The organism is Mycolicibacterium iranicum (assembly GCF_014190915.1).
Lineage (GTDB): Bacteria > Actinomycetota > Actinomycetes > Mycobacteriales > Mycobacteriaceae > Mycobacterium > Mycobacterium iranicum_B.
In genome coordinates, this window is record NZ_JACHVU010000003.1 from 499870 (window position 1) to 520346 (window position 20477).

At 68.9% G+C, this 20477-nt stretch carries 18 protein-coding genes; 10 read left to right on the top strand and 8 right to left on the bottom strand.

Annotation, left to right across the window (positions count from 1 at the left end; all coding sequences use genetic code 11):
* Nucleotides 1-4: 4 nt before the first annotated feature.
* Nucleotides 5-1906, bottom strand: coding sequence for a gamma-glutamyltransferase family protein (locus FHR72_RS09690; RefSeq protein ID WP_183467878.1), 1902 nt, complete (start codon nucleotides 1904-1906; stop codon nucleotides 5-7).
* 71 nt (nucleotides 1907-1977) lie between these two features.
* Here FHR72_RS09690 and uvrC point away from each other — a divergent pair, with 71 nt between their 5' ends.
* Genes uvrC through whiA form a run of 4 tightly spaced genes read left to right on the top strand, consistent with a single transcriptional unit; the run spans nucleotide 1978 to nucleotide 7116 of the window.
* Nucleotides 1978-4077 (top strand): excinuclease ABC subunit UvrC, encoded by a 2100-nt coding sequence (gene uvrC, locus FHR72_RS09695; RefSeq protein WP_183467707.1) that lies wholly within the window; start codon nucleotides 1978-1980, stop codon nucleotides 4075-4077.
* 11 nt (nucleotides 4078-4088) lie between these two features.
* The gene (gene rapZ, locus FHR72_RS09700) at nucleotides 4089-5003 is read left to right on the top strand and encodes an RNase adapter RapZ (RefSeq protein WP_396888423.1); all 915 of its coding nucleotides are present in this window, start codon (nucleotides 4089-4091) and stop codon (nucleotides 5001-5003) included.
* Nucleotides 5000-6142 carry a gluconeogenesis factor YvcK family protein gene (locus FHR72_RS09705; RefSeq protein WP_396888418.1) on the top strand — a complete coding sequence of 381 codons (1143 nt, stop codon included), beginning with the start codon at nucleotides 5000-5002 and terminating at the stop codon, nucleotides 6140-6142. Before rapZ ends, FHR72_RS09705 begins: the two co-directional genes overlap by 4 nt.
* Entirely contained in the window at nucleotides 6139-7116 is a 978-nt protein-coding gene (gene whiA / locus FHR72_RS09710; RefSeq protein WP_183467879.1) for a DNA-binding protein WhiA, read from the top strand. The genes FHR72_RS09705 and whiA overlap by 4 nt, the downstream gene beginning before the upstream one ends.
* 80 nt (nucleotides 7117-7196) lie before the next feature.
* On the opposite strand, the gene FHR72_RS26520 is transcribed toward whiA, so the two are convergent.
* A complete protein-coding gene (locus FHR72_RS26520; RefSeq protein WP_260155939.1) occupies nucleotides 7197-7322 on the bottom strand; it encodes a hypothetical protein in 126 nt (41 codons plus the stop codon).
* Nucleotides 7323-7389: 67 nt separating this feature from the next.
* Nucleotides 7390-8646, bottom strand: coding sequence for a threonine/serine exporter family protein (locus tag FHR72_RS09715; RefSeq protein WP_311736107.1), 1257 nt, complete (start codon nucleotides 8644-8646; stop codon nucleotides 7390-7392).
* A gap of 31 nt (nucleotides 8647-8677) precedes the next feature.
* Between FHR72_RS09715 and FHR72_RS09720 the strand changes: the two genes are divergently transcribed.
* The 6 genes from FHR72_RS09720 to ppc all read left to right on the top strand — a co-directional run bounded on the left by FHR72_RS09720 (nucleotide 8678) and on the right by ppc (nucleotide 15658).
* On the top strand, nucleotides 8678-9391 hold the full coding sequence (locus FHR72_RS09720) for an ABC transporter substrate-binding protein (RefSeq protein WP_183467709.1): 714 nt from the start codon (nucleotides 8678-8680) through the stop codon (nucleotides 9389-9391).
* 96 nt (nucleotides 9392-9487) lie between these two features.
* Nucleotides 9488-10510, top strand: a complete 1023-nt coding sequence (gene gap / locus FHR72_RS09725) for a type I glyceraldehyde-3-phosphate dehydrogenase (RefSeq protein WP_183467710.1) — start codon at nucleotides 9488-9490, stop codon at nucleotides 10508-10510.
* Between the two features lie 6 nt (nucleotides 10511-10516).
* Complete coding sequence (locus FHR72_RS09730) at nucleotides 10517-11731, top strand: phosphoglycerate kinase (RefSeq protein ID WP_183467711.1); 1215 nt, start codon at nucleotides 10517-10519, stop codon at nucleotides 11729-11731.
* A gap of 15 nt (nucleotides 11732-11746) precedes the next feature.
* Nucleotides 11747-12532, top strand: coding sequence for a triose-phosphate isomerase (gene tpiA / locus FHR72_RS09735; RefSeq protein WP_183467712.1), 786 nt, complete (start codon nucleotides 11747-11749; stop codon nucleotides 12530-12532).
* A gap of 21 nt (nucleotides 12533-12553) precedes the next feature.
* Entirely contained in the window at nucleotides 12554-12790 is a 237-nt protein-coding gene (gene secG, locus FHR72_RS09740) for a preprotein translocase subunit SecG (RefSeq protein WP_183467713.1), read from the top strand.
* Between the two features lie 63 nt (nucleotides 12791-12853).
* Nucleotides 12854-15658: a phosphoenolpyruvate carboxylase gene (gene ppc, locus FHR72_RS09745; RefSeq protein ID WP_221193238.1), complete on the top strand. Its 2805-nt coding sequence runs from the start codon at nucleotides 12854-12856 to the stop codon at nucleotides 15656-15658.
* Here ppc and FHR72_RS09750 read toward each other — a convergent pair whose 3' ends face one another.
* From FHR72_RS09750 to tal, 5 genes are all read right to left on the bottom strand, one after another.
* Nucleotides 15659-16030 carry an ATPase gene (locus FHR72_RS09750; RefSeq protein ID WP_183467714.1) on the bottom strand — a complete coding sequence of 124 codons (372 nt, stop codon included), beginning with the start codon at nucleotides 16028-16030 and terminating at the stop codon, nucleotides 15659-15661.
* 67 nt (nucleotides 16031-16097) lie between these two features.
* On the bottom strand, nucleotides 16098-16829 hold the full coding sequence (gene pgl / locus FHR72_RS09755; RefSeq protein WP_183467715.1) for a 6-phosphogluconolactonase: 732 nt from the start codon (nucleotides 16827-16829) through the stop codon (nucleotides 16098-16100).
* A complete protein-coding gene (opcA, locus tag FHR72_RS09760; protein ID WP_183467716.1) occupies nucleotides 16826-17737 on the bottom strand; it encodes a glucose-6-phosphate dehydrogenase assembly protein OpcA in 912 nt (303 codons plus the stop codon). The genes pgl and opcA overlap by 4 nt, the downstream gene beginning before the upstream one ends.
* A gap of 31 nt (nucleotides 17738-17768) precedes the next feature.
* Nucleotides 17769-19313, bottom strand: a complete 1545-nt coding sequence (zwf, locus tag FHR72_RS09765; RefSeq protein ID WP_183467717.1) for a glucose-6-phosphate dehydrogenase — start codon at nucleotides 19311-19313, stop codon at nucleotides 17769-17771.
* 42 nt (nucleotides 19314-19355) lie between these two features.
* Nucleotides 19356-20471 (bottom strand): transaldolase, encoded by a 1116-nt coding sequence (tal, locus tag FHR72_RS09770; RefSeq protein ID WP_183467718.1) that lies wholly within the window; start codon nucleotides 20469-20471, stop codon nucleotides 19356-19358.
* Between the last annotated feature and the right edge of the window lie 6 nt (nucleotides 20472-20477).

The window sequence follows — 20477 nt, forward strand, 5'->3', positions numbered from 1 at the left end:
GGGATCAGTTCACGTCACCGGTGACGGCACCCTCGCGGCGGGGGTCGGCGCCCCCGTCCCAGCCGGACTGCTCGCGCACGATCACCGACAGACCGCTGGACTGGTCGGCGAGGTCCACTTTGTGTCCGAGCGCGCGTAATCCCTGGACCAGCGGGTCGTGAGCGCCGTCGTCGCTGGTGTCGATGACCGGATGCTCACCGCCCACATTGGTTTCCGGTGAATTGTCCGCCCCGAAATCGACCATCGAGACCGCCTGCTGCGGGTCGAGGCCCCAATCGAGCATGCCCACCACCGACTTGACGACGAACTGGATGATCGTCGAGCCGCCGGGCGAGCCGGCCACCGCGTAGAGCTCCCGGGGTGCGCCGGGTTCTGCCGACGTGAAGATCAGCGTCGGCGCCATCGTGCTGCGCGGTCGCTTCCCCGGCTGCACCCGGTTGGCCACCGGCACGCCGTCGGGCCCCGCGGGCTCGGCCGAGAAATCCGTCAGTTGGTTGTTCAGCAGGAACCCGTCGACCATGTGGAACGAACCGAACGCCGACTCCACCGTCGTCGTCAGCGAGGCCGCGTTGCCCTGTTCGTCGACGATGCTGATGTGGCTGGTGCCGTGTTCCGGAGTCGGAGGCACCGGCGCCGCGGGCGGTCCGAACTTGCCCGGCTCGGCCTTGCCCATCGTGCGGTCGGAGGAGATGAGGGCTGAGCGTCCGGCCAGATAGTCGCTGCCCAACAGGGTTTCGGGGGTGCCGCCGGGCAGGGGCACGAAGTCGGTGTCGGCGACGTAGCGGTCCCGGTCGGCGTAGGCCAGCCTCTCCGCCTCGGAGATCAGGTGCACGCCCATCACTGCGGGGCGTCCGCCGTTGCGGTCGACGTCGGTGGGCGCGTGCTCGCCCATCGGGAAGCGTTCGAGCATGCCCAGGGTCGCGGCGACCGCGATGCCGCCGGAGGACGGGGGCGGCATTCCGCAGATCTCCCTGCCGCGGTAGGCGGTGCACAACGGTTCGCGGACCTTGGCCGTGTAGCCGGCGAGATCCTCGACCGTCATCAGGCTCGGGGTGCGTCCCCCCGAGGTATCTGCCGCGGCCGCCACGATGTCGCGGGCGATGTCGCCGGTGTAGAACGCCTCGGGATCGGAAGCGATGGTGCTCAACGTCTTTGCGTAGCCCGGATTCGTGAGCGTGGTCTCGGTGTTCTTGGGGCTGCCGTCGGGGTTGAGGAAGTACGCGGCGGCGTCGGCGTCCGTGCGCAGCTTCGGGGCCGCAGCCGAGATCGCCGCGGCGAGCCGCGGACTGACGTCGAAACCGTCGTCGGCGAGTGCGATGGCCGGTGCGAACAGATCACGCCACGGTGTGCGGCCGTGCTGGGCGTGCACGTCGGTCAGCATCCGCACGATCCCGGGCACCCCGATGGAGCGCCCCGAAGCGCGGGCATCCGGGACCGGTTCGGTCCGGTCGGTGTCCGACACCCACCGCAGATAGTTCTCGGTCGCCGCGGCGGGCGCGACCTCCCTGCCGTCGAAGGCCTGCACCGACTTCGTGGCGGCGTCGTAGTACAGCAGGAACCCGCCCCCGCCGATGCCGCTCGACTGCGGCTCGACCAGACCCAGGACCGCCTGCGCGGTGACGAGGGCGTCCGCGGCGGTCCCGCCGTCGCGCAGCACCTCGCACGCGGCCCGGGTGGCCAGCGGATTGGCGGTGGCCACCGCGTACGTCCTGGTCCGGACCGGGGTCATGTCGCTGCGGTAACCGGTCGCGGTCTCAGGTGCCGACGCGTCGCCCTCGCCGCCCGGTCGCGACTGCGGCGTGCCGTTGGCGACGATGTCGCACGGGCCCGGCGGCGCCGCGGGAGTGTCCTGTTCGCCGGAGCATCCGGCAGCGACCAGCGCGAGCCCCAGCAGCGGGGCGATCATTCGGCGGGTGGCCCGCGTCACTGCCACGGTAGTGGCTCTACCCCGTCAGGGCTCGGCAGTAACCTGGGACCGTGCCCGATCCAGCGACGTACCGACCCGCTCCCGGGTCCATCCCCGTCGAACCGGGCGTCTACCGATTCCGCGACCCGCACGGCCGGGTGATCTACGTCGGAAAGGCCAAGAGTCTGCGCAGCAGGCTCAACTCGTATTTCGCCGACCTGTCGGGGCTGGCCCCCAGGACGCGGCAGATGGTGACCACCGCCGGGAGCGTGGAATGGACGGTCGTCACCACCGAGGTCGAGGCGCTGCAGCTCGAATACACCTGGATCAAGGAGTTCGATCCGCGCTTCAACATCCGGTACCGCGACGACAAGTCCTACCCGGTGCTGGCGGTGACCCTCAACGAGGAGTATCCGCGCCTCAAGGTCTACCGCGGTCCGCGTCGCAAGGGCGTCCGCTACTTCGGTCCCTACTCCCACGCCTGGGCGATCCGCGAAACCCTGGACCTGCTGACCAGGGTGTTCCCGGCCCGCACGTGTTCGAACGGAGTATTTAAGCGGCACAGCCAGATTGACCGGCCGTGCCTGCTCGGCTACATCGACAAGTGCTCGGCGCCGTGCGTGGGCCGCGTCGACGCCGAGGAACACCGCCGGATCGTGCTGGATTTCTGTGACTTCCTCGCGGGCAAGACCGACCGATTGATCCGCGAGATGGAACACCAGATGTCCGCCGCATCCGAGGAGCTCGACTTCGAGCGGGCCGCCCGACTGCGCGACAACATCGGAGCGATGCGCCGCGCGATGGAGAAGCAGACCGTGGTGTTCGGCGACGGCACCGACGCCGACGTGGTCGCCTTCGCCGATGACGAGCTGGAGGCCGCGGTCCAGGTGTTCCACGTCCGCGGTGGCCGGGTGCGCGGTCAGCGCGGCTGGATCATCGAGAAGTCCGGTGAGCCAGGCGAATCCACGCTGGAGTATCTGGTCGAACAGTTCCTGACCCAGTTCTACGGCGACCAGGCCGAACTCGGGGGTGCCAGCGACGGCGGGGGAGACGAGGCCACCAACCCCGTGCCCCGGCAGGTCCTTGTCCCGGTTCTGCCCGAGACCGCCGAGGAACTCGAGACATGGCTGTGCCAGCTGCGAGGCTCGCGGGTGGCCCTGCGGGTGCCCCAGCGCGGCGACAAGCGGGCGCTGGCCGAGACCGTCAAGCGCAACGCCGAGCAGGCGCTCAACCAGCACAAGCTCAAGCGCGCCGGTGACTTCACGGCGAGAAGCGCTGCGCTGCAGAGCATCCAGGACGCCCTCGGTCTCCAGGACGCCCCGCTGCGGATCGAATGCGTGGACATCAGCCACGTACAGGGCACCGACGTCGTCGCATCGCTGGTGGTGTTCGAGGACGGGTTGCCCCGCAAATCCGACTACCGGCATTACGCGATCAGGGAGGCCGCGGGCGACGGCCGGTCCGACGACGTGGCCTCGATCGCCGAGGTGACCCGGCGCCGGTTCTACCGCCACCTGCGCGACGCCGAGGAGGCCGCGGAACCGGCCCACGAGGACCGGCGGCCCGGACGGTTCGCCTACCCGCCCAACCTGTTCGTCGTCGACGGCGGCGCCCCTCAGGTCAACGCGGCCCAGGCGGTGCTCGACGACATGGGGATCACCGACGTCGCGGTCATCGGGCTGGCCAAACGGCTCGAAGAGGTGTGGGTGCCCGCCGAACCGGATCCGATCATCTTCCCGCGCAACAGCGACGGGCTGTACCTGCTGCAGCGCGTCCGCGACGAGGCGCACCGGTTCGCGATCTCCTACCACCGCAGCAAGCGCTCCAAGCGGATGACCGCGTCGGCGCTGGACTCGGTGCGTGGGCTCGGCGAACACCGGCGCAAGGCCCTGGTCACCCATTTCGGGTCGCTGGCGCGGTTGAAGCAGGCCAGCGTGGAGGAGATCACCGCGGTCCCCGGGATCGGGGCCGCGACCGCGAGAGCCGTCCTGGAGGCCCTCGGCGTCGAGACAGTGCCCGTTTCAGGGCCCGTTCCGGTGCCTGTTCCAGTTCCTCTTTCGGTGCCCGTTTCGGCGCCCGACTCAGGGCCTGACTCGGGGCCTGTCTCAGGGCCTGATTCGGGAGCGCCCGAAGCCGTTATCGGCAATGATCAGAGCAGGATATCGGGATGACAGAGCAGGGCATGCACGAGGAACTGCGTGGGGGCAGCGGCGCCGCCGAGAGCGGGGAAGCCAACGAGATAGACGTGGTACTCGTCACGGGCCTGTCCGGGGCCGGACGGGGCACCGCGGCCAAGGTGCTCGAGGACCTGGGCTGGTACGTCGCCGACAACCTCCCGCCGGAACTGCTCGCCCGCATGGTCGACCTCGGGCTGGCGGCCGGTTCGCGCATCACCCAGCTCGCTGCGGTGATGGACGTCCGCTCACGCGGCTTCACCGGCGACCTCGACTGGGTCCGTAATGAGCTGGCCACCCGCAACATCGTGCCCAGGGTGGTGTTCCTCGAAGCTTCGGACGACATCCTGGTGCGCCGCTACGAGCAGAACCGGCGCAGTCACCCGCTGCAGGGCAATCAGACGCTCGCCGAGGGCATCGCCGCCGAACGCACGATGCTGGCCCCGGTGCGTGCGTCTGCGGACCTGGTGATCGACACGTCGTCGCTGTCCGTGCACGGGCTGCGCGACGCGGTCGAGCGGGCCTTCGCCGCGGAGACCGTCGCCCACACCAATGTCACCGTCGAATCCTTCGGCTACAAGTACGGCCTGCCGATGGACGCCGACACCGTGATGGACGTCCGCTTCCTCCCCAATCCCCACTGGGTCGACAGCCTGCGTCCCCACACGGGCCAGAATGTCGAAGTTCGTGACTACGTGCTCGGCCAACCCGGCGCGGTGGAGTTCCTCGACTCCTACCATCAGCTGTTGACCGTCGTCATCGACGGGTACCGCCGGGAGGGGAAGCGCTACATGACCGTCGCGATCGGCTGCACGGGCGGTAAGCATCGCAGCGTGGCGATGGCCGAAGCCCTGGCCGAGCGCCTGCAGAGTGGCGCGGCCCTCACGGTGCGGGTCCTGCACCGGGATCTGGGCCGCGAATGAGTCCACGCATCGTTGCGCTGGGCGGCGGGCACGGCCTCTATGCCACGCTGTCGGCGGCACGCCGGCTGACACCGCACGTCACCGCGATCGTCACCGTCGCCGACGACGGGGGCTCCTCGGGACGGCTCCGCAGCGAACTCGACGTCGTCCCGCCCGGCGATCTGCGAATGGCGTTGGCGGCGTTGGCTTCCGACAGCCCGCACGGTCGGTTGTGGGCCACCATCATCCAGCACCGCTTCGGCGGCAGCGGCGCGCTGGCCGGCCACCCGATCGGCAACCTGCTCCTGGCCGGACTCAACGAGGTGCTCGCCGACCCGGTCGCCGCGCTCGACGAGTTGGGCAGGATCCTCGGCGTCAAGGGACGCGTGCTACCGATGTGCCCCGTCGGGCTCGGCATCGAAGCCGATGTCGTCGGGCTGGAGTCCGATCCGCGGGTCAGCCGGTCGATCCGGGGACAGGTGGCGATCGCCACGACGGTGGGCAAGGTGCGCAGGGTGCGTCTGCTGCCCGGGGATCCGCCCGCGACGCACCAGGCCATCGACGCGATCATGAACGCCGACGTGGTCGTGCTCGGGCCGGGTTCGTGGTTCACCAGCGTCATCCCGCACGTCCTGGTGCCCCAGCTGGCCGCGGCGCTGCAGGCCACCACCGCGCGGCGTGCGCTGGTGCTGAACCTGGTCGCCGAGCCCGGAGAGACTGCGGGCTTCTCGGTGGAACGGCACATCCACGTGCTGGCGCAACACGCGCCGGGCTTCACCGTGCACGACATCATCGTCGACTCGGCCCGGGTGCCCAGCGATCGGGAACGCGACCAACTGCGCCGCACCGCGACGATCCTCGACGCCCACGTCGAGTTCGCCGACGTCTCCAGACCTGGTACACCTTTACATGACCCGGCGAGGCTGGCCGCGGCGCTGGAGGGGGTCCGCAGGCGGGGCATGGCGCCCGGCGGAGCGGGTCGGCCCGTAGCGGGCTCGACCGTGCCGACCCCGACGGTGCCGCCCGCCCCGACGGTGCCGCCCAGGACGGCAGTGCCGCCCAACACGGCAGTGCCGCCCACTACGGCAGTGCCGCCCAACACGGCAGTGCCGCCGACGTCGACAGTGAACGGACCGAGAGGTGACGACCCGTGGCGATGACAGCCGAGGTCAAGGATGAACTCAGCCGGTTGGTGGTCAACTCGGTGAGTGCTCGTCGTGCCGAGGTGGCCTCGCTGCTGCGCTTCGCCGGCGGTCTGCACATCGTGTCCGGACGGGTGGTCGTCGAGGCCGAGGTCGACCTGGGGATCATCGCGCGCCGGCTGCGCAAGGACATTTACGACCTGTACGGCTACAACGCGGTGGTGCACGTGCTCTCGGCCAGCGGCATCCGCAAGAGCACCCGCTATGTGGTGCGCGTGGCCAAGGACGGCGAAGCGCTGGCCCGCCAGACCGGCCTGCTGGACCTGCGCGGGCGCCCGGTGCGTGGCCTGCCGGCCCAGGTGGTCGGCGGCAGCGTCGCCGATTCCGAAGCCGCTTGGCGTGGAGCGTTTTTGGCGCACGGGTCGCTGACCGAGCCCGGCCGCTCCTCGGCTCTGGAGGTGAGCTGCCCGGGCCCGGAGGCGGCGCTGGCGCTGGTGGGCGCAGCCCGTCGCCTCGGTGTCAGCGCCAAGGCCCGCGAGGTGCGTGGCAGCGACCGTGTCGTGGTCCGCGACGGTGAGGCGATCGGGGCCCTGTTGACCCGGATGGGTGCGCAGGACACCCGGCTCACGTGGGAGGAACGGCGGATGCGCCGCGAGGTGCGCGCCACGGCGAACCGCCTCGCGAACTTCGACGACGCGAACCTGCGACGGTCGGCCCGCGCCGCGGTCGCCGCGGCCGCCCGGGTGGAACGCGCCCTGGAGATCCTGGGCGACACGGTGCCCGACCACCTCGCCGCCGCGGGCAGTCTGCGCGTGGCCCACCGCCAGGCCTCGCTGGAAGAACTGGGTCGTCTCGCCGACCCTCCGATGACCAAAGATGCTGTCGCAGGACGTATTCGGCGTCTGTTGTCCATGGCCGACCGGAAGGCCAAACAGGACGGCATCCCCGACACCGAGTCGGCGGTCACGCCCGACCTGCTCGAGGACGCGTAGCGAGCAGCGTGTCGAGCGCTGTGCGGTCGAGCACGCGAAACGTGGTCTTCGACGTGCCTGATCACCTGGGCGGACGCGGCCTAGATGACGCGCTGGGCGCTGTCGGCGATCTCGCTGGGCGCGACCAGCCGCAACTCGGTGAGCAACGTGATGGCCCGCGTGATGTCGTCTTCGAGAACGCCGGTGATCCGCACGACCCTGAACATGACCGCCAGCCGGGTCAGCTTGTCGGGGAGGGCGGGGTGCAGGGCTGGTGACCGGGGCGGATTGCCGTCACCGCGCGAACCTGGTCTGCAGATGGCGGTACATGTCCCACAGCAGCAGGCCGGCCTGGATGCCGAGCGCGATGGAGATCATCGAGATCAACGTCACGGCGACCGCCCCCGAACTGTCGTCGCCGATCAGCTCCGTGACCCCGATGAAGCCCAGCGACCCCGGCACCAGCAGCCAGAAGCCCGGGAGCAGCAGCGTCGCCGCCGACGGCGTGCCGGGCCGCCGCGCGACGAACAGTGCACACAGGGTCAGCGCCAGGCCGCCGCCGAAGCCACTCGCATAACTGCCCAACGTCCCGTTCGCCACCACCTGGCCGGTGTAGGAGACGAACAGGATCAGCAGCATCCACCCCATGAACCGGGTCGGCGGGCCGTGGTACAGGAACAGGCCCACCGCGTACACCGCGCACCCGAGCCACGGCGCCCACGGACCGAACCGGTCCACCGCTGCGACACTGAGTTCGTCGGTGGAGAGCCCGACCACCTGGGCGGCGATGAGGATGCCGAATGCCAACTGCGCCAAGCGGATCGCGCCGGCGATCAAACGCGCCGACCCCGCGATCACATCCCTGGTGCTGAGCTCGATGACCGCGAGGGTGATCGCCGTTCCCGGCAGGAACATCACCAGGGCCGGCGCGAGGGCCCGCAGGCTGCCTTCACCGAGATGCAGCCACCGTCCCAGGAGGAACGCGCTCAGGGCCACCAGGAACGCTGCGACCACGGGCAGCAGCTGCATCAGCGGGTCGCTGCGCCGGGCGAACACACCGAGCACGCCGACCCCGAATCCGAACAGGGTGGCCGCCATCAGCGCGACCGGGTTCGGCTGCAGGATCAGGGCGAAGGCCGCGCTCTGCAGCGTGTAACCCAGGACGAACGCCCACGCCGCGAAACGCGGCCGCTGCGCATCGATGCGGTCGAGCTCGGCGAGGCCGTCCTCCGCGGTGACGCGTCCCTGCTCGGCCAGTTCCACCAGGGTGGCGAGCGGGAAGGTCTGGTCGAAGCGCAGGTCGCGCTCGGTGCTCTCGACCCGGATCGTGGTGCCCTCGACGTGGTCGCCGCCTCCGAGCTGAATGTAGTTCGGCAGCACCAGCATCTCGCGGGAGACGCCGTAGCGCCCGGCCGCCGCTGCCAGCGTCCGCCGGACCATGCCGATCGGATAGCCCGCGGCGATCATGGCCGCCCCGAGCCTTGCCAGGAACGCCATCGGTGCGGCGTGAGCCGGCGATGGAGGCGGCGCGGCGTTCGGTACGTCTTCCACGGGCGGCACAGTAAACCTTTACCGTGGCCCCATGAGTGTTTTGCGGATCGGCGTCGCCTACCCGGATCCGCCGTTCAACGCGATGCCGGGTCAGAGTGGGCTCGACATCGAGGTGATGACCGCGCTCGCCGGTGCGGTCGCCGAGAACGTCGACTTCGTGCCCTACGACGGCGCCGACTTCGACGGCATCTTCGACCGCCTCGCCGCCGGCGACTACGACTGCGTGATCGCCGGCATCACCGTCACCCCGGAACGCCGGCACCGCGCGGCGTTCCTTCCGCCGTACGTGATCACCGGGCAGGGCCTCGCCGTCGACACCTCACGGCTGCCGCACGTGCGGTCCGTCGACGATCTCGCCGGTCTGACCATCGGCGTCCAGCGGGGCAACTCCAGCGAACCCGTCGCCGCGCGGCTGGTCGCCGAGGGCAAAGCCGAGCGTGTCCGCGTCTACGACCACGGCGCGATCAGCACCGCGATCGCCGACCTGGTGACCGGCGGCTGCGACGCGGTGATGAAGCTTGCGCCCGCCCTCGCCGAGCTCGTCAAGGCCGTCCCCGGTGTCGAGGTGGTGCAGCGCGCCCTGTCGGTGGAGGACATCGCGATCGCGGTGAACCCGTCCGATCAGCAACTTCTCGCGCGGTTGCAGGTCGCGCAGGCCGAACTCGAACAGGACGGCACGCTGCAGCAGATCCGCCGCCGATGGCTCGGCAACCCGTACGTCGACCAGAGCTCGGGGATGCTCTGACCTCGGTGGGGGCGACCGCACGCTGCTCCTGGCGCTACCACTAGGCTGGTTGCCGAGCATTGCCGACGATTCATGATCGAGCCAGAGGAGACACACGTGACGATCCGGGTAGGCGTGAACGGCTTCGGCCGTATCGGGCGCAACTTCTTCCGCGCACTGGACGCGCAGAAGGCAGAGGGCAAGAACACCGACATCGAGATCATCGCGGTCAACGACCTCACCGACAACGCCACCCTCGCCCACCTGCTGAAGTTCGACTCGATCCTGGGCCGCCTGCCCTACGACGTCAGCCTCGAAGGTGAGGACACCATCGTCGTCGGCGACACCAAGATCAAGGCCCTCGAGGTCAAGGAAGGCCCGTCGGCGCTGCCGTGGGGCGATCTGGGCGTCGACGTCGTCGTCGAGTCGACCGGCATCTTCACCAAGCGTGACAAGGCCCAGGGTCACCTCGACGCCGGCGCCAAGAAGGTCATCATCTCCGCGCCGGCCAGCGACGAGGACATCACCATCGTGCTGGGCGTCAACGACGACAAGTACGACGGCAGCCAGAACATCATCTCCAACGCGTCGTGCACCACGAACTGCCTCGGGCCGCTGGCCAAGGTCCTCAACGACGAGTTCGGCATCGTCAAGGGCCTCATGACGACGATCCACGCCTACACCCAGGACCAGAACCTGCAGGACGGGCCGCACAAGGATCTGCGTCGTGCCCGCGCCGCCGCGATCAACATCGTGCCGACCTCCACGGGCGCGGCCAAGGCCATCGGCCTCGTGCTCCCGGAGCTCAAGGGCAAGCTCGACGGCTATGCGCTGCGGGTGCCGATCCCCACGGGCTCGGTCACCGACCTCACCGCCGAACTGAGCAAGTCCGCGACCGTCGACGAGATCAACGCCGCGATGAAGGCCGCCGCCGACGGTCCGCTGAAGGGCATCCTGAAGTACTACGACGCCCCGATCGTCTCCAGCGACATCGTCACCGATCCGCACAGCTCGCTGTACGACTCGGGCCTGACCAAGGTCATCGACAACCAGGCCAAGGTCGTCTCCTGGTACGACAACGAATGGGGCTACTCGAACCGCCTCGTCGACCTGGTCGGCCTCGTCGGCAAGTCGCTCTAACCGGCGATGGGCATCAAGTCGCTCGACGATCTTCTCGCAGAGGGGGTTTCAGGGCGGGGCGTCCTCGTGCGCTCCGACCTGAACGTCCCCCTCGACGGCGAGAACATCTCGGATCCCGGCCGCATCATCGCGTCGGTGCCGACGCTGAAGGCGTTGAGTGACGCCGGTGCCAAGGTCGTCGTCACCGCGCACCTCGGCAGGCCCAAAGGCGAACCCGACCCGAAGTTCTCGCTCGCCCCCGTCGCCAAGGCGCTGGGGGAGAAGCTCGACCGGCACGTCCAGCTGGCCGGGGACGTGGTGGGCACCGATGCGCTCGCGCGCGCCGAGGGACTCACCGACGGTGACGTGCTGCTGCTGGAGAACATCCGCTTCGATCCCCGCGAGACCAGCAAGGACGGCGCCGAGCGGCTGAAGCTGGCCAAGGCGCTCGTCGAGCTGGTGGGAGAGGACGGCGCGTTCGTCTCCGACGGTTTCGGCGTCGTGCACCGTGAGCAGGCGTCGGTGTACGACGTGGCGACGCTGCTGCCGCACTACGCGGGCGCGCTGGTCGACACCGAGGTCAAGGTGCTCGCGCAGCTGACCGAATCCACCGAGCGTCCGTACGCTGTGGTGCTCGGTGGCTCGAAGGTCTCGGACAAGCTGGCGGTCATCGAGAACCTCGCGACGAAGGCCGACAGCCTGATCATCGGCGGCGGCATGTGCTTCACGTTCCTTGCCGCGCAGGGTCTTTCGGTGGGCAGCTCGCTGCTCGAAGAAAGCATGATCGACACCTGCCGCAAACTCCTGGACGATTACGGTGACGTGCTGCACCTGCCCGTCGACATCGTCGTGACCGAGAAGTTCGCCGCCGATTCCCCGGCCGACACGGTGGCCGCCGACAAGATCCCCGACGACAAGATGGGCCTCGACATCGGCCCGGAGTCGGTGAGGCGCTTCACCGCCCTGCTGTCGAATGCCAAGACCATCTTCTGGAACGGCCCGATGGGCGTGTTCGAGTTCCCGGCGTTCGCCGCGGGCACCAAGGGCGTCGCGGAGGCCATCATCGGTGCCACCGGCCGGGGCGCGTTCAGCGTGGTCGGCGGTGGCGACTCTGCGGCCGCGGTGCGCCAGCTGGGTCTGCCCGAGGACGGTTTCTCGCACATTTCCACCGGTGGCGGCGCCTCGCTGGAATACCTTGAGGGCAAGACGCTGCCCGGCATCGACGTTCTCGGCCGTCCCTGACCTGAGGAGATCCCCGTGTCCCGCAAGCCGCTGATCGCCGGCAACTGGAAGATGAACCTGAACCACTTCGAGGCGATCGCGCTGGTTCAGAAGATCGCATTCTCGTTGCCCGACAAGTACTTCGACAAAGTCGACGTCACGGTGATCCCGCCGTTCACCGACCTGCGCAGTGTGCAGACCCTCGTCGACGGCGACAAGCTCCGGCTCACCTACGGCGCGCAGGACGTGTCCCAGCACGATTCCGGCGCCTACACCGGCGAGGTCAGCGGTGCGTTCCTGGCCAAGCTGGGATGCACGTTCGCGGTCGTCGGCCACTCGGAGCGTCGGACCTACCACGGCGAGACCGACGAACTGGTGGCCGCCAAGGCCGCGGCAGCGCTCAAGCACGGGCTGTCGCCGATCATCTGCATCGGCGAACAGCTCGAGGTGCGCGAGGCCGGCAACCATGTCGAGTTCAACGTGACCTCGCTGCGCGGGTCTCTTGCCGGACTGTCGGCCGAGCAGATCGCCCAATCGGTGATCGCCTACGAGCCGGTGTGGGCGATCGGCACCGGCAGAGTGGCGAGCGCTGCGGACGCGCAGGAAGTCTGCAAGGCGATCCGCGACGAACTGGGCAACCTGGCCTCGCCCGAGGTCGCCGCCGGTGTCCGGGTGCTCTACGGCGGGTCGGTCAACGCCAAGAACGTCGGCGAGATCGTCGGCCAGGGTGACGTCGACGGCGCGCTGGTCGGCGGGGCGTCGCTGGACGCAGAGCAGTTCGCGACGCTGTCGGCGATCGCTGCGGGCGGTCCTCTGCCCTGAGCGCCCTGATAAGGTGGCGCCATGCAATTGGCTCTGCAGATCACCCTGGTCGTGACCAGCGTGCTGGTCGTGCTCCTGGTCCTGCTGCATCGCGCCAAGGGCGGCGGCCTGTCCAGCCTGTTCGGTGGCGGTGTGCAGTCCAGCCTGTCGGGCTCGACGGTCGTGGAGAAGAACCTCGACCGGGTGACGCTGTTCATCACCGGTATCTGGGTCGTCGCCATCATCGGTATGGCGCTGTCCATCAAGTACGGCGTCTGACCCCTCGTCGCGGCCTGACGGCCTCGCTCTGCGGCAGCGTCGGGCAACCCGGATAATCGATCGATGCCTTCCATATCGGACGCACTCGACGCCGCCCTCGAACCGATCGGGGCGGTCCAGCGCACCCAGGTGGGCCGCGAAGCGACCGAGCCGATGCGGGAGGACATCCGGCTGCTCGGTGCGATCCTCGGGGACACCGTCCGCGAACAGAACGGCGACGAGGTGTTCGACCTCGTCGAGCGTGCCCGCGTGGAGGCCTTCCGGGTGCGTCGCTCGGAGATCGACCGCGCCGACATCGCCGAGCTGTTCGACGGCGTCGACGTGCATCTCGCAATCCCCGTCATCCGGGCGTTCACCCACTTCGCGCTGCTGGCCAACGTCGCCGAGGACATCCACCGTGAACGGCGTCGCCGGATCCACGAGGCCGCGGGGGAGCCGCCGCAGGACAGCAGGCTGGCCGCCAGCTATCTGAAGTTCGACGCCGCCGACCTCGACGCGGACACCGTCGCCGATGCGCTCGCCGGGGCGCTCGTCTCACCGGTGATCACGGCGCACCCCACCGAGACGCGCCGGCGTACCGTGTTCGACACCCAGCACCGCATCACCGAGCTGATGCGGCTGCGCCTTCGCGGGCACGACACGACCACCGACGGGCGCGATGTCGAATCCGAGCTTCGCCGCAACATCCTGACCCTGTGGCAGACCGCGCTGATCAGGTTGTCGCGCTTGAAGATCCAGGACGAGATCGAGACCGGGTTGCGGTACTACCGGGCGGCGTTCTTCGAGGTGATCCCGCAGGTGAACGCCGAGGTGCGGGCCGCCCTGCAGCAGCGGTGGCCGGACGCCGGACTTCTGGACGAGCCGATCGTGCGGCCCGGATCGTGGATCGGCGGTGACCGCGACGGCAACCCGAACGTCACCGCCGAAGTGGTCCGGCTGGCCACGGGAAGCGCCTCCTTCACCGCACTGGGCCACTACTTCACCGAGTTGACCGCCTTGGAGCAGGAGCTGTCGATGACGGCGCGGCTGGTGCGCATCACCGACGAGCTGTCCGCCCTCGCCGACGCCTGCCACGAACCGGCGCGCGCCGACGAGCCCTACCGCCGTGCGCTGCGCGTCGCGCACGCCCGGCTGACCGCGACGGCGCAGCAGATCCTGGACCGGCAGCCCGAGCACGAACTCGACCTCGGGATGGAGCCCTACCGCACGCCCGGTGAGCTGCTCGCCGACCTCGACACCATCGACGGGTCGCTGCGGGGCCACGGCAGCGCGGCGCTCGCCGACGACCGGTTGGCGCGCCTCCGAGAAGCTGTGCGCGTCTTCGGTTTTCACCTGTCCGGCCTGGACATGCGGCAGAACTCCGATGTGCACGAGGACGTGGTCGCCGAACTTCTCGCGTGGGCGGGGGTGCACGCCGACTACGCGTCGCTGTCCGAGGACGAACGGGTCGAGATCCTGGCGGCCGAGCTGGGCACCCGCCGGCCGCTGATCGGGGCCGGCGCCGACCTGTCGGAGCTCGCGCGCAAGGAACTCGACATCGTCAAGGCCGCCGCACGGGCGGTGGACGTGTTCGGCCCGCAGGCGGTCCCGAACTACATCATCTCGATGTGCCAGTCCGTCTCGGACATGCTGGAGGCGGCCCTCCTGTTGAAGGAGGCCGGGCTGCTGGACGCCTCGGGAGAGCATGCGTACGCACCTGTCGGGATCGTGCCGCTGTTCGAGACGATCGACGACCTTCAGCACGGCGCGTCGATTCTGGAAGCGGCACTGCAGCTTCCGCTGTACCGGGCGGTCGTCGCCGCACGCGGGGACAGCCAGGAGGTCATGCTCGGCTACTCGGACTCGAACAAGGACGGCGGTTACCTCGCCGCGAACTGGGCGCTGTACCGGGCCGAACTCGACCTCGTCGAATCGGCCCGCAAGACCGGGATCCGGCTGCGGCTGTTCCACGGCCGCGGCGGCACCGTCGGCCGTGGCGGCGGGCCGAGCTACGACGCCATCCTCGCGCAGCCACCCGGAGCGGTGCAGGGGTCGCTGCGCATCACCGAGCAGGGCGAGGTCATCGCCGCGAAGTACGCAGAACCCCGGATCGCGCACCGCAACCTGGAGACATTGGTGGCCGCCACGCTGGAGGCGACGCTGCTCGACGTCGAGGGGCTCGGCGACGACGCGGACTCGGCGTACGAGGTACTCGACGACCTGGCCGCGCGGGCACAGCGCGCCTACGCCGAACTGGTCCACGAGACACCGGGTTTCGTGGACTACTTCAAGGCGTCGACGCCGGTCAGCGAGATCGGGGCGCTCAACATCGGCAGCCGGCCCACCTCGCGCAAGCCGACGACGTCGATCTCGGACCTCCGCGCGATCCCGTGGGTGCTGGCCTGGAGCCAGTCCCGTGTCATGCTGCCCGGCTGGTACGGCACCGGCACGGCGTTCGAAGAGTGGATCGGCGAGCAGGACGGCAGGCTGGAGATCCTGCAGGACCTCTACCGGCGGTGGCCGTTCTTCGCCACCGTGTTGTCCAACATGGCCCAGGTGCTGGCCAAGTCGGATCTTGGCCTGGCGGCCCGCTATTCGGAGCTGGTCGAGGACGAGGACCTGCGACGGAGGGTGTTCGACAAGATCGTCGACGAGCATGCGCGCACGATCCGGATGCACGAGCTCATCACCGGCCAGGACGACCTTCTCGCCGACAACCCGTCGCTGGCCCGGTCGGTGTTCAACCGCTTCCCGTACCTGGAGCCGCTGAACCACCTGCAGGTGGAGCTGTTGCGCCGGTACCGGTCCGGGGACGAGGACGAGCTCGTGCAGCGCGGCATCCTGCTCACGATGAGTGGCCTGGCCACCGCGCTGCGCAACAGCGGCTGATCAGATCCCGGTCGAGCGACGCACCCTGTCCAGGACGCCGCGGATCGCGTGCTCGGTGGCGGCCAGCGGAACGATCACCGACTCACCGAGACCCACGATGCGCTCGACACGCGCCACGATGCCCTCCATCCGATCCACGACGGCGATCAGGCGGGGAGCGAGCTCGTTGATCTGATTGATGGTCCCGTTGAAGCGTTCCAGCGTCGCGTCGAGGTTCTCGGTCGATTTGTTGAGGTCCTCCAGGGTCTCGCTGAGGCCCTCCAGAATGGTGTCGACCTGCTCGACGGTGACATCGGCGTTGAGCGCGGCCTGAGCCAGTTTTCTGATGCGCTCGGGGCCGGTCCGGACAGGCCTGCCACTCTTGTCTGCCATCGGCTCAGTATGACCGAACCGCCGGCGGCGGTGGCCGGGATACGCCACTCGCCGTTGCGGTCGGAACTCAGAGCTTGGACGCAGCGGCTTCGTCGAGGAGCCACACCGTGGCCTCGGTGCCCACGGCGCCGGCCGCCGGGATGTCGATCGGTGCCGCGCCGCCGATCGCGGCGGCCACCGCATCGGCCTTGCCTTCGCCGGAGACCACCAGCCACACTTCGCGCGAACGCTGAATGGCGGGCAGGGTCAGCGTGATTCGGACCGGCGGCGGTTTCGGTGAGTCGGTGACCCCGACGACGTAGCGCAGCGACTCCCGCACGGCGGCCGTGTCGGGGAACAGCGAGTTCACATGCCCCTCAGGACCCATGCCCAACAGGTGCACGTCGAAGCTCGGGGTCGGGTCCGGACCGGCTTCGGCGAGAACCTGCGAGTAGGCCTCCGCCGCGGCGTCGAGCGCATCGCCGAACTCGCCGTCGCTCGGTGCCATCGGGTGCACGTTGGCGTCCGGGATGCCGACGTGGTCGAGCAGCGCCTCCCGGGCCTGCTTCTCGTTGCGCTCGTCGTCGTCGGCGGCGACGAACCGCTCGTCCCCCCAGTAAATGTGCACCTTCGACCAGTCGATCTCGGCACTGCGCTCACCCACGCGCTTGAGCAGCCCGATCCCGGTACCGCCGCCGGTGAGCACGATCGTCGCCTGATCGCGCGCCGAGATGGCGGCGTTGATGGCCTCCACCAGCCGGTCGCCCGTGGCCGCGACCAGGGCTGCTGTATCCGGATAGGTCTGGATCGTCGGCGTCATGTGTACTGCACTTTCTCGATACCTTGAAGCGCCTCGTGGTAGATCTCGTCGGCATCGAGGCGGCGCATGTCCTCGGCCAGGCACTCACGGGTTTCCCTGCGCGCCAACGGGACCAGGGCCTCCGGCCGCGCGGTGCGGGTGATCTTCGCGGTGATCCCCTCCTGGGGCCGGCTCAGCGTGATGGTCTCACTGTCACGCACGAGCTCCACCTTGAGTTCACCGACGGCGCGCCGCACGGGCCCGTCGATCCGGCCGGCCAGCCAGCCCGCCAGCACGTCGAGCGCGGGTTCGGTCTCCAGGCCGGACACCAGTGCCGAGTTGATCGGCTCGTGCGGAGCCTGGTCCACCGCCGCGGCCAGAAGCGCCCGCCAGTAGGTGATCCGGCTCCAGGCCAGATCGGTGTCGCCGGGGGTGTACCCCTCCAGACGGCCCTTGATCGCCCCCAGCGGGTCCGCGGCGTTGGTGGCGTCGGTGATGCGCCGCAGCGCCAGTCGGCCGAGCGGGTCCTCGGCGGGAACGGGCGGCGCGACGTCCGGCCACCACGTCACCACGGGCGTGTCCGGTAGCAGGAACGGCATCACCACGCTGCTGGCGTGATTGGCCAGTGGGCCCGAAAGCCGCAGCACCACAACCTCGTTGGCGCCGGCGTCGCTGCCGACCCGAAGCTGGGCGTCCAGCCTGGCCTTGTCGGCGCGCCGGTCGCCGGGCGCGACGACGATGACACGACACGGATGTTCGCGACTGGCCGCATTGGCCGCGTCGATCGACTCCTCGAGGACGCTCTCGGTGTCCGGCGCGATGACGAGGGTCAGCACGCGCCCGAGCGTGATGGCGCCGCCCTCTTCGCGCAGCGCGACGATCTTCTTGTTGATGGCGCCGGTATCGGTGTCGGGGAGGTCGATGATCATCGGGTTCCTCGGTTCTTCGCGCAAGCGCCGCTCACGGCCGCCTCCATTCGCGGCCGGTCCGCTTCAGCATCTCGAACGCCGAATCGGGCCCCCAGCCGCCGGATTCGTACGGATCGGGGCCGCCCAGACCTTCGGCATCCAGGTGCGCCCAGTGGTCGAGCGCGGGATCCAGTATCTTCCACGCCAATTCGACTTCCTCGTTCACCGGGAACAGTGACGGCACGCCCAGCAGGACGTCGAGGATCAGTCGTTCGTAGGCCTCCGGCGATTCCTCGGCGAACGCCGACCCGTAGGAGAAGTCCATGCTGACGTCGCGGACCTCCATCAGGTTCCCGGGCACCTTCGACCCGAACCGCAGCGTGATCCCTTCGTCGGGCTGAACGCGGATGACTAGTGCGTTCTGGCCCAGCTCCTCGGTCATCGTGGCGTCGAACGGCAGGTGCGGAGCGCGCTTGAAGATCAGCGCGATCTCGGTCACCCTGCGGCCCAGCCGTTTTCCGGTGCGCAGGTAGAACGGGACACCGGCCCAGCGGCGGGTGTCGACGTCGACGGTGATGGCGGCGAACGTCTCGGTGGTCGAGGTCTTCGAGAAGCCCTCCTCCTCGAGCAGTCCGACGACCCGTTCACCGCCCTGCCATCCGGCGGTGTACTGGCCACGCGAGGTGGTCTCGTCGAGCGGCTCGGCGAGCCTGCTGGCTGAGAGCACCTTGATCTTCTCGGCCTGCAGCTCGTCGGGGGAGAAGCTGACGGGCTCCTCCATGGCGGTCAGCGCCAGCAACTGCAGCAGATGGTTCTGGATGACGTCGCGGGCGGCGCCCACCCCGTCGTAGTAGCCGCCGCGGCCGCCGAGCCCGATGTCCTCGGCCATGGTGATCTGCACGCTGTCGACATAGTGCGAGTTCCACACGGGTTCGAACAGCTCGTTGGCGAACCGCAGCGCCAGGATGTTCTGAACGGTCTCCTTGCCCAGGTAGTGGTCGATCCGGAAGACCGACGACTCCGGGAACACGTTGTTGACGATCGCATTGAGATCTTCGGCGCTCTTGAGGTCGTGACCGAACGGTTTCTCGATCACGACCCGGCTCCAGTGGCCGTCGGCCTTCTTGGCCAGCCCCGTCTTCGAGAGCTGTTCGAGCACCTGCGGGAACGCCTTCGGCGGGATCGACAAGTAGAACGCGTGATTGCCGCCGGTGCCGCGTTCGGCATCGAGCTTGTCCAGCGTCTCGGCGAGGCGGGCGAAGCCGTCCTCGTCGTCGAACGTGCCCTGCACGAACCGGAACCCCTCGGCGAGGCGGTCCCACACCTCCTGACGGAACGGGGTGCGGGCGTGCTGTTTGACCGCCTCGTACACCACCTGGCCGAAGTCCTCGTCGGCCCAGTCCCGCCGGGCGAAACCGACCAGTGCGAACGTGGGCGGCAGCAGGCCACGGTTGGCCAGGTCGTAGATGGCCGGCATCAACTTCTTGCGGGCCAGGTCCCCGGTCACCCCGAAGATGACCACACTGCAGGGCCCTGCAATCCGGGGCATGCGCTTGTCACGCTTGTCCCGCAACGGGTTACGCCACGGTTCGGTCATCTCTCTCTTCTGTTCTTCGCGCACGCGCTCATCGCCGCGGGGTCACTTCTTTTCGTCGAGCTGACCCTGGGTGGCTTCGAGAAGCTCATGCCAGGACTTCTCGAACTTCTCGACGCCTTCGTTCTCCAGAACCAGGAAGACGTCGGTGAGGTCGATGCCGATCTCGGAGAGCTTGTCGAAGACCTCCTGGGATTCGGCGGCCCGGCCCGTGACGGTGTCACCGGTGACGACTCCGTGGTCGGCGACCGCGTCCAGGGTCTTCTCCGGCATGGTGTTCACCGTGTTCGGCGCCACGAGCTCGGTCACGTACAGGGTGTCGGAGTAGTCCGGATTCTTCACACCGGTCGACGCCCACAACGGGCGCTGCACCCGGGCCCCGGCCGAACCGAGTGCCGAGAAGCGGTCACCGCCGAGGAAGACCTCCTCGTACGCCGCGTAGGCCAGCCGGGCGTTGGCGACACCGGCCTTGCCGCGCAGCGCGAGCGCGTCGTCACCGCCGATGTCTTCGAGCCGCTTATCGATCTCGGTGTCCACGCGGGAGACGAAGAACGACGCCACCGAGTGGATGCGGGAGATGTCGTGACCGGCTTCCATGGCCTTTTCCAGACCCTGCAGGTAGGCATCCATCACGAGGCGGTAGCGCTCCACCGAGAAGATCAGCGTCACGTTGACAGAGATGCCCTCGGCGAGCACGGAGGCGATGGCGGGCACGCCGGCCTCGGTCGCGGGGATCTTGATCAGCAGGTTGGGTCGGTCGACGATCTTCCAGAGCTCGATCGCCTGCAGGATCGTCTTGTCGGTGTCGTGGGCGAGGCGGGGGTCCACCTCGATGGAGACCCGGCCGTCGACGCCGCCGGACTGCTCGTAGATCTTGGCGAACACGTCGCACGCGTTGCGCACGTCGTCGGTGGTCACTGTGCGGATTGTCGCGTCGACATCAGCACCACGCTCGGCGAGTTCACGGATCTGGTCGTCGTAGGCGTCGCCCTTGGACAGGGCGGCCTGGAAGATGGACGGATTGGTCGTCACGCCGACCACCGACTTGGTGTCGATCAGTTCCTGCAGGTTGCCGGTCTGGAGCCGCTCCCGGGACAGGTCGTCGAGCCAGACCGAGACGCCGGCCTCGGACAGCGCTGCCAGATTCGAGTTCTGGGTCATGTCATT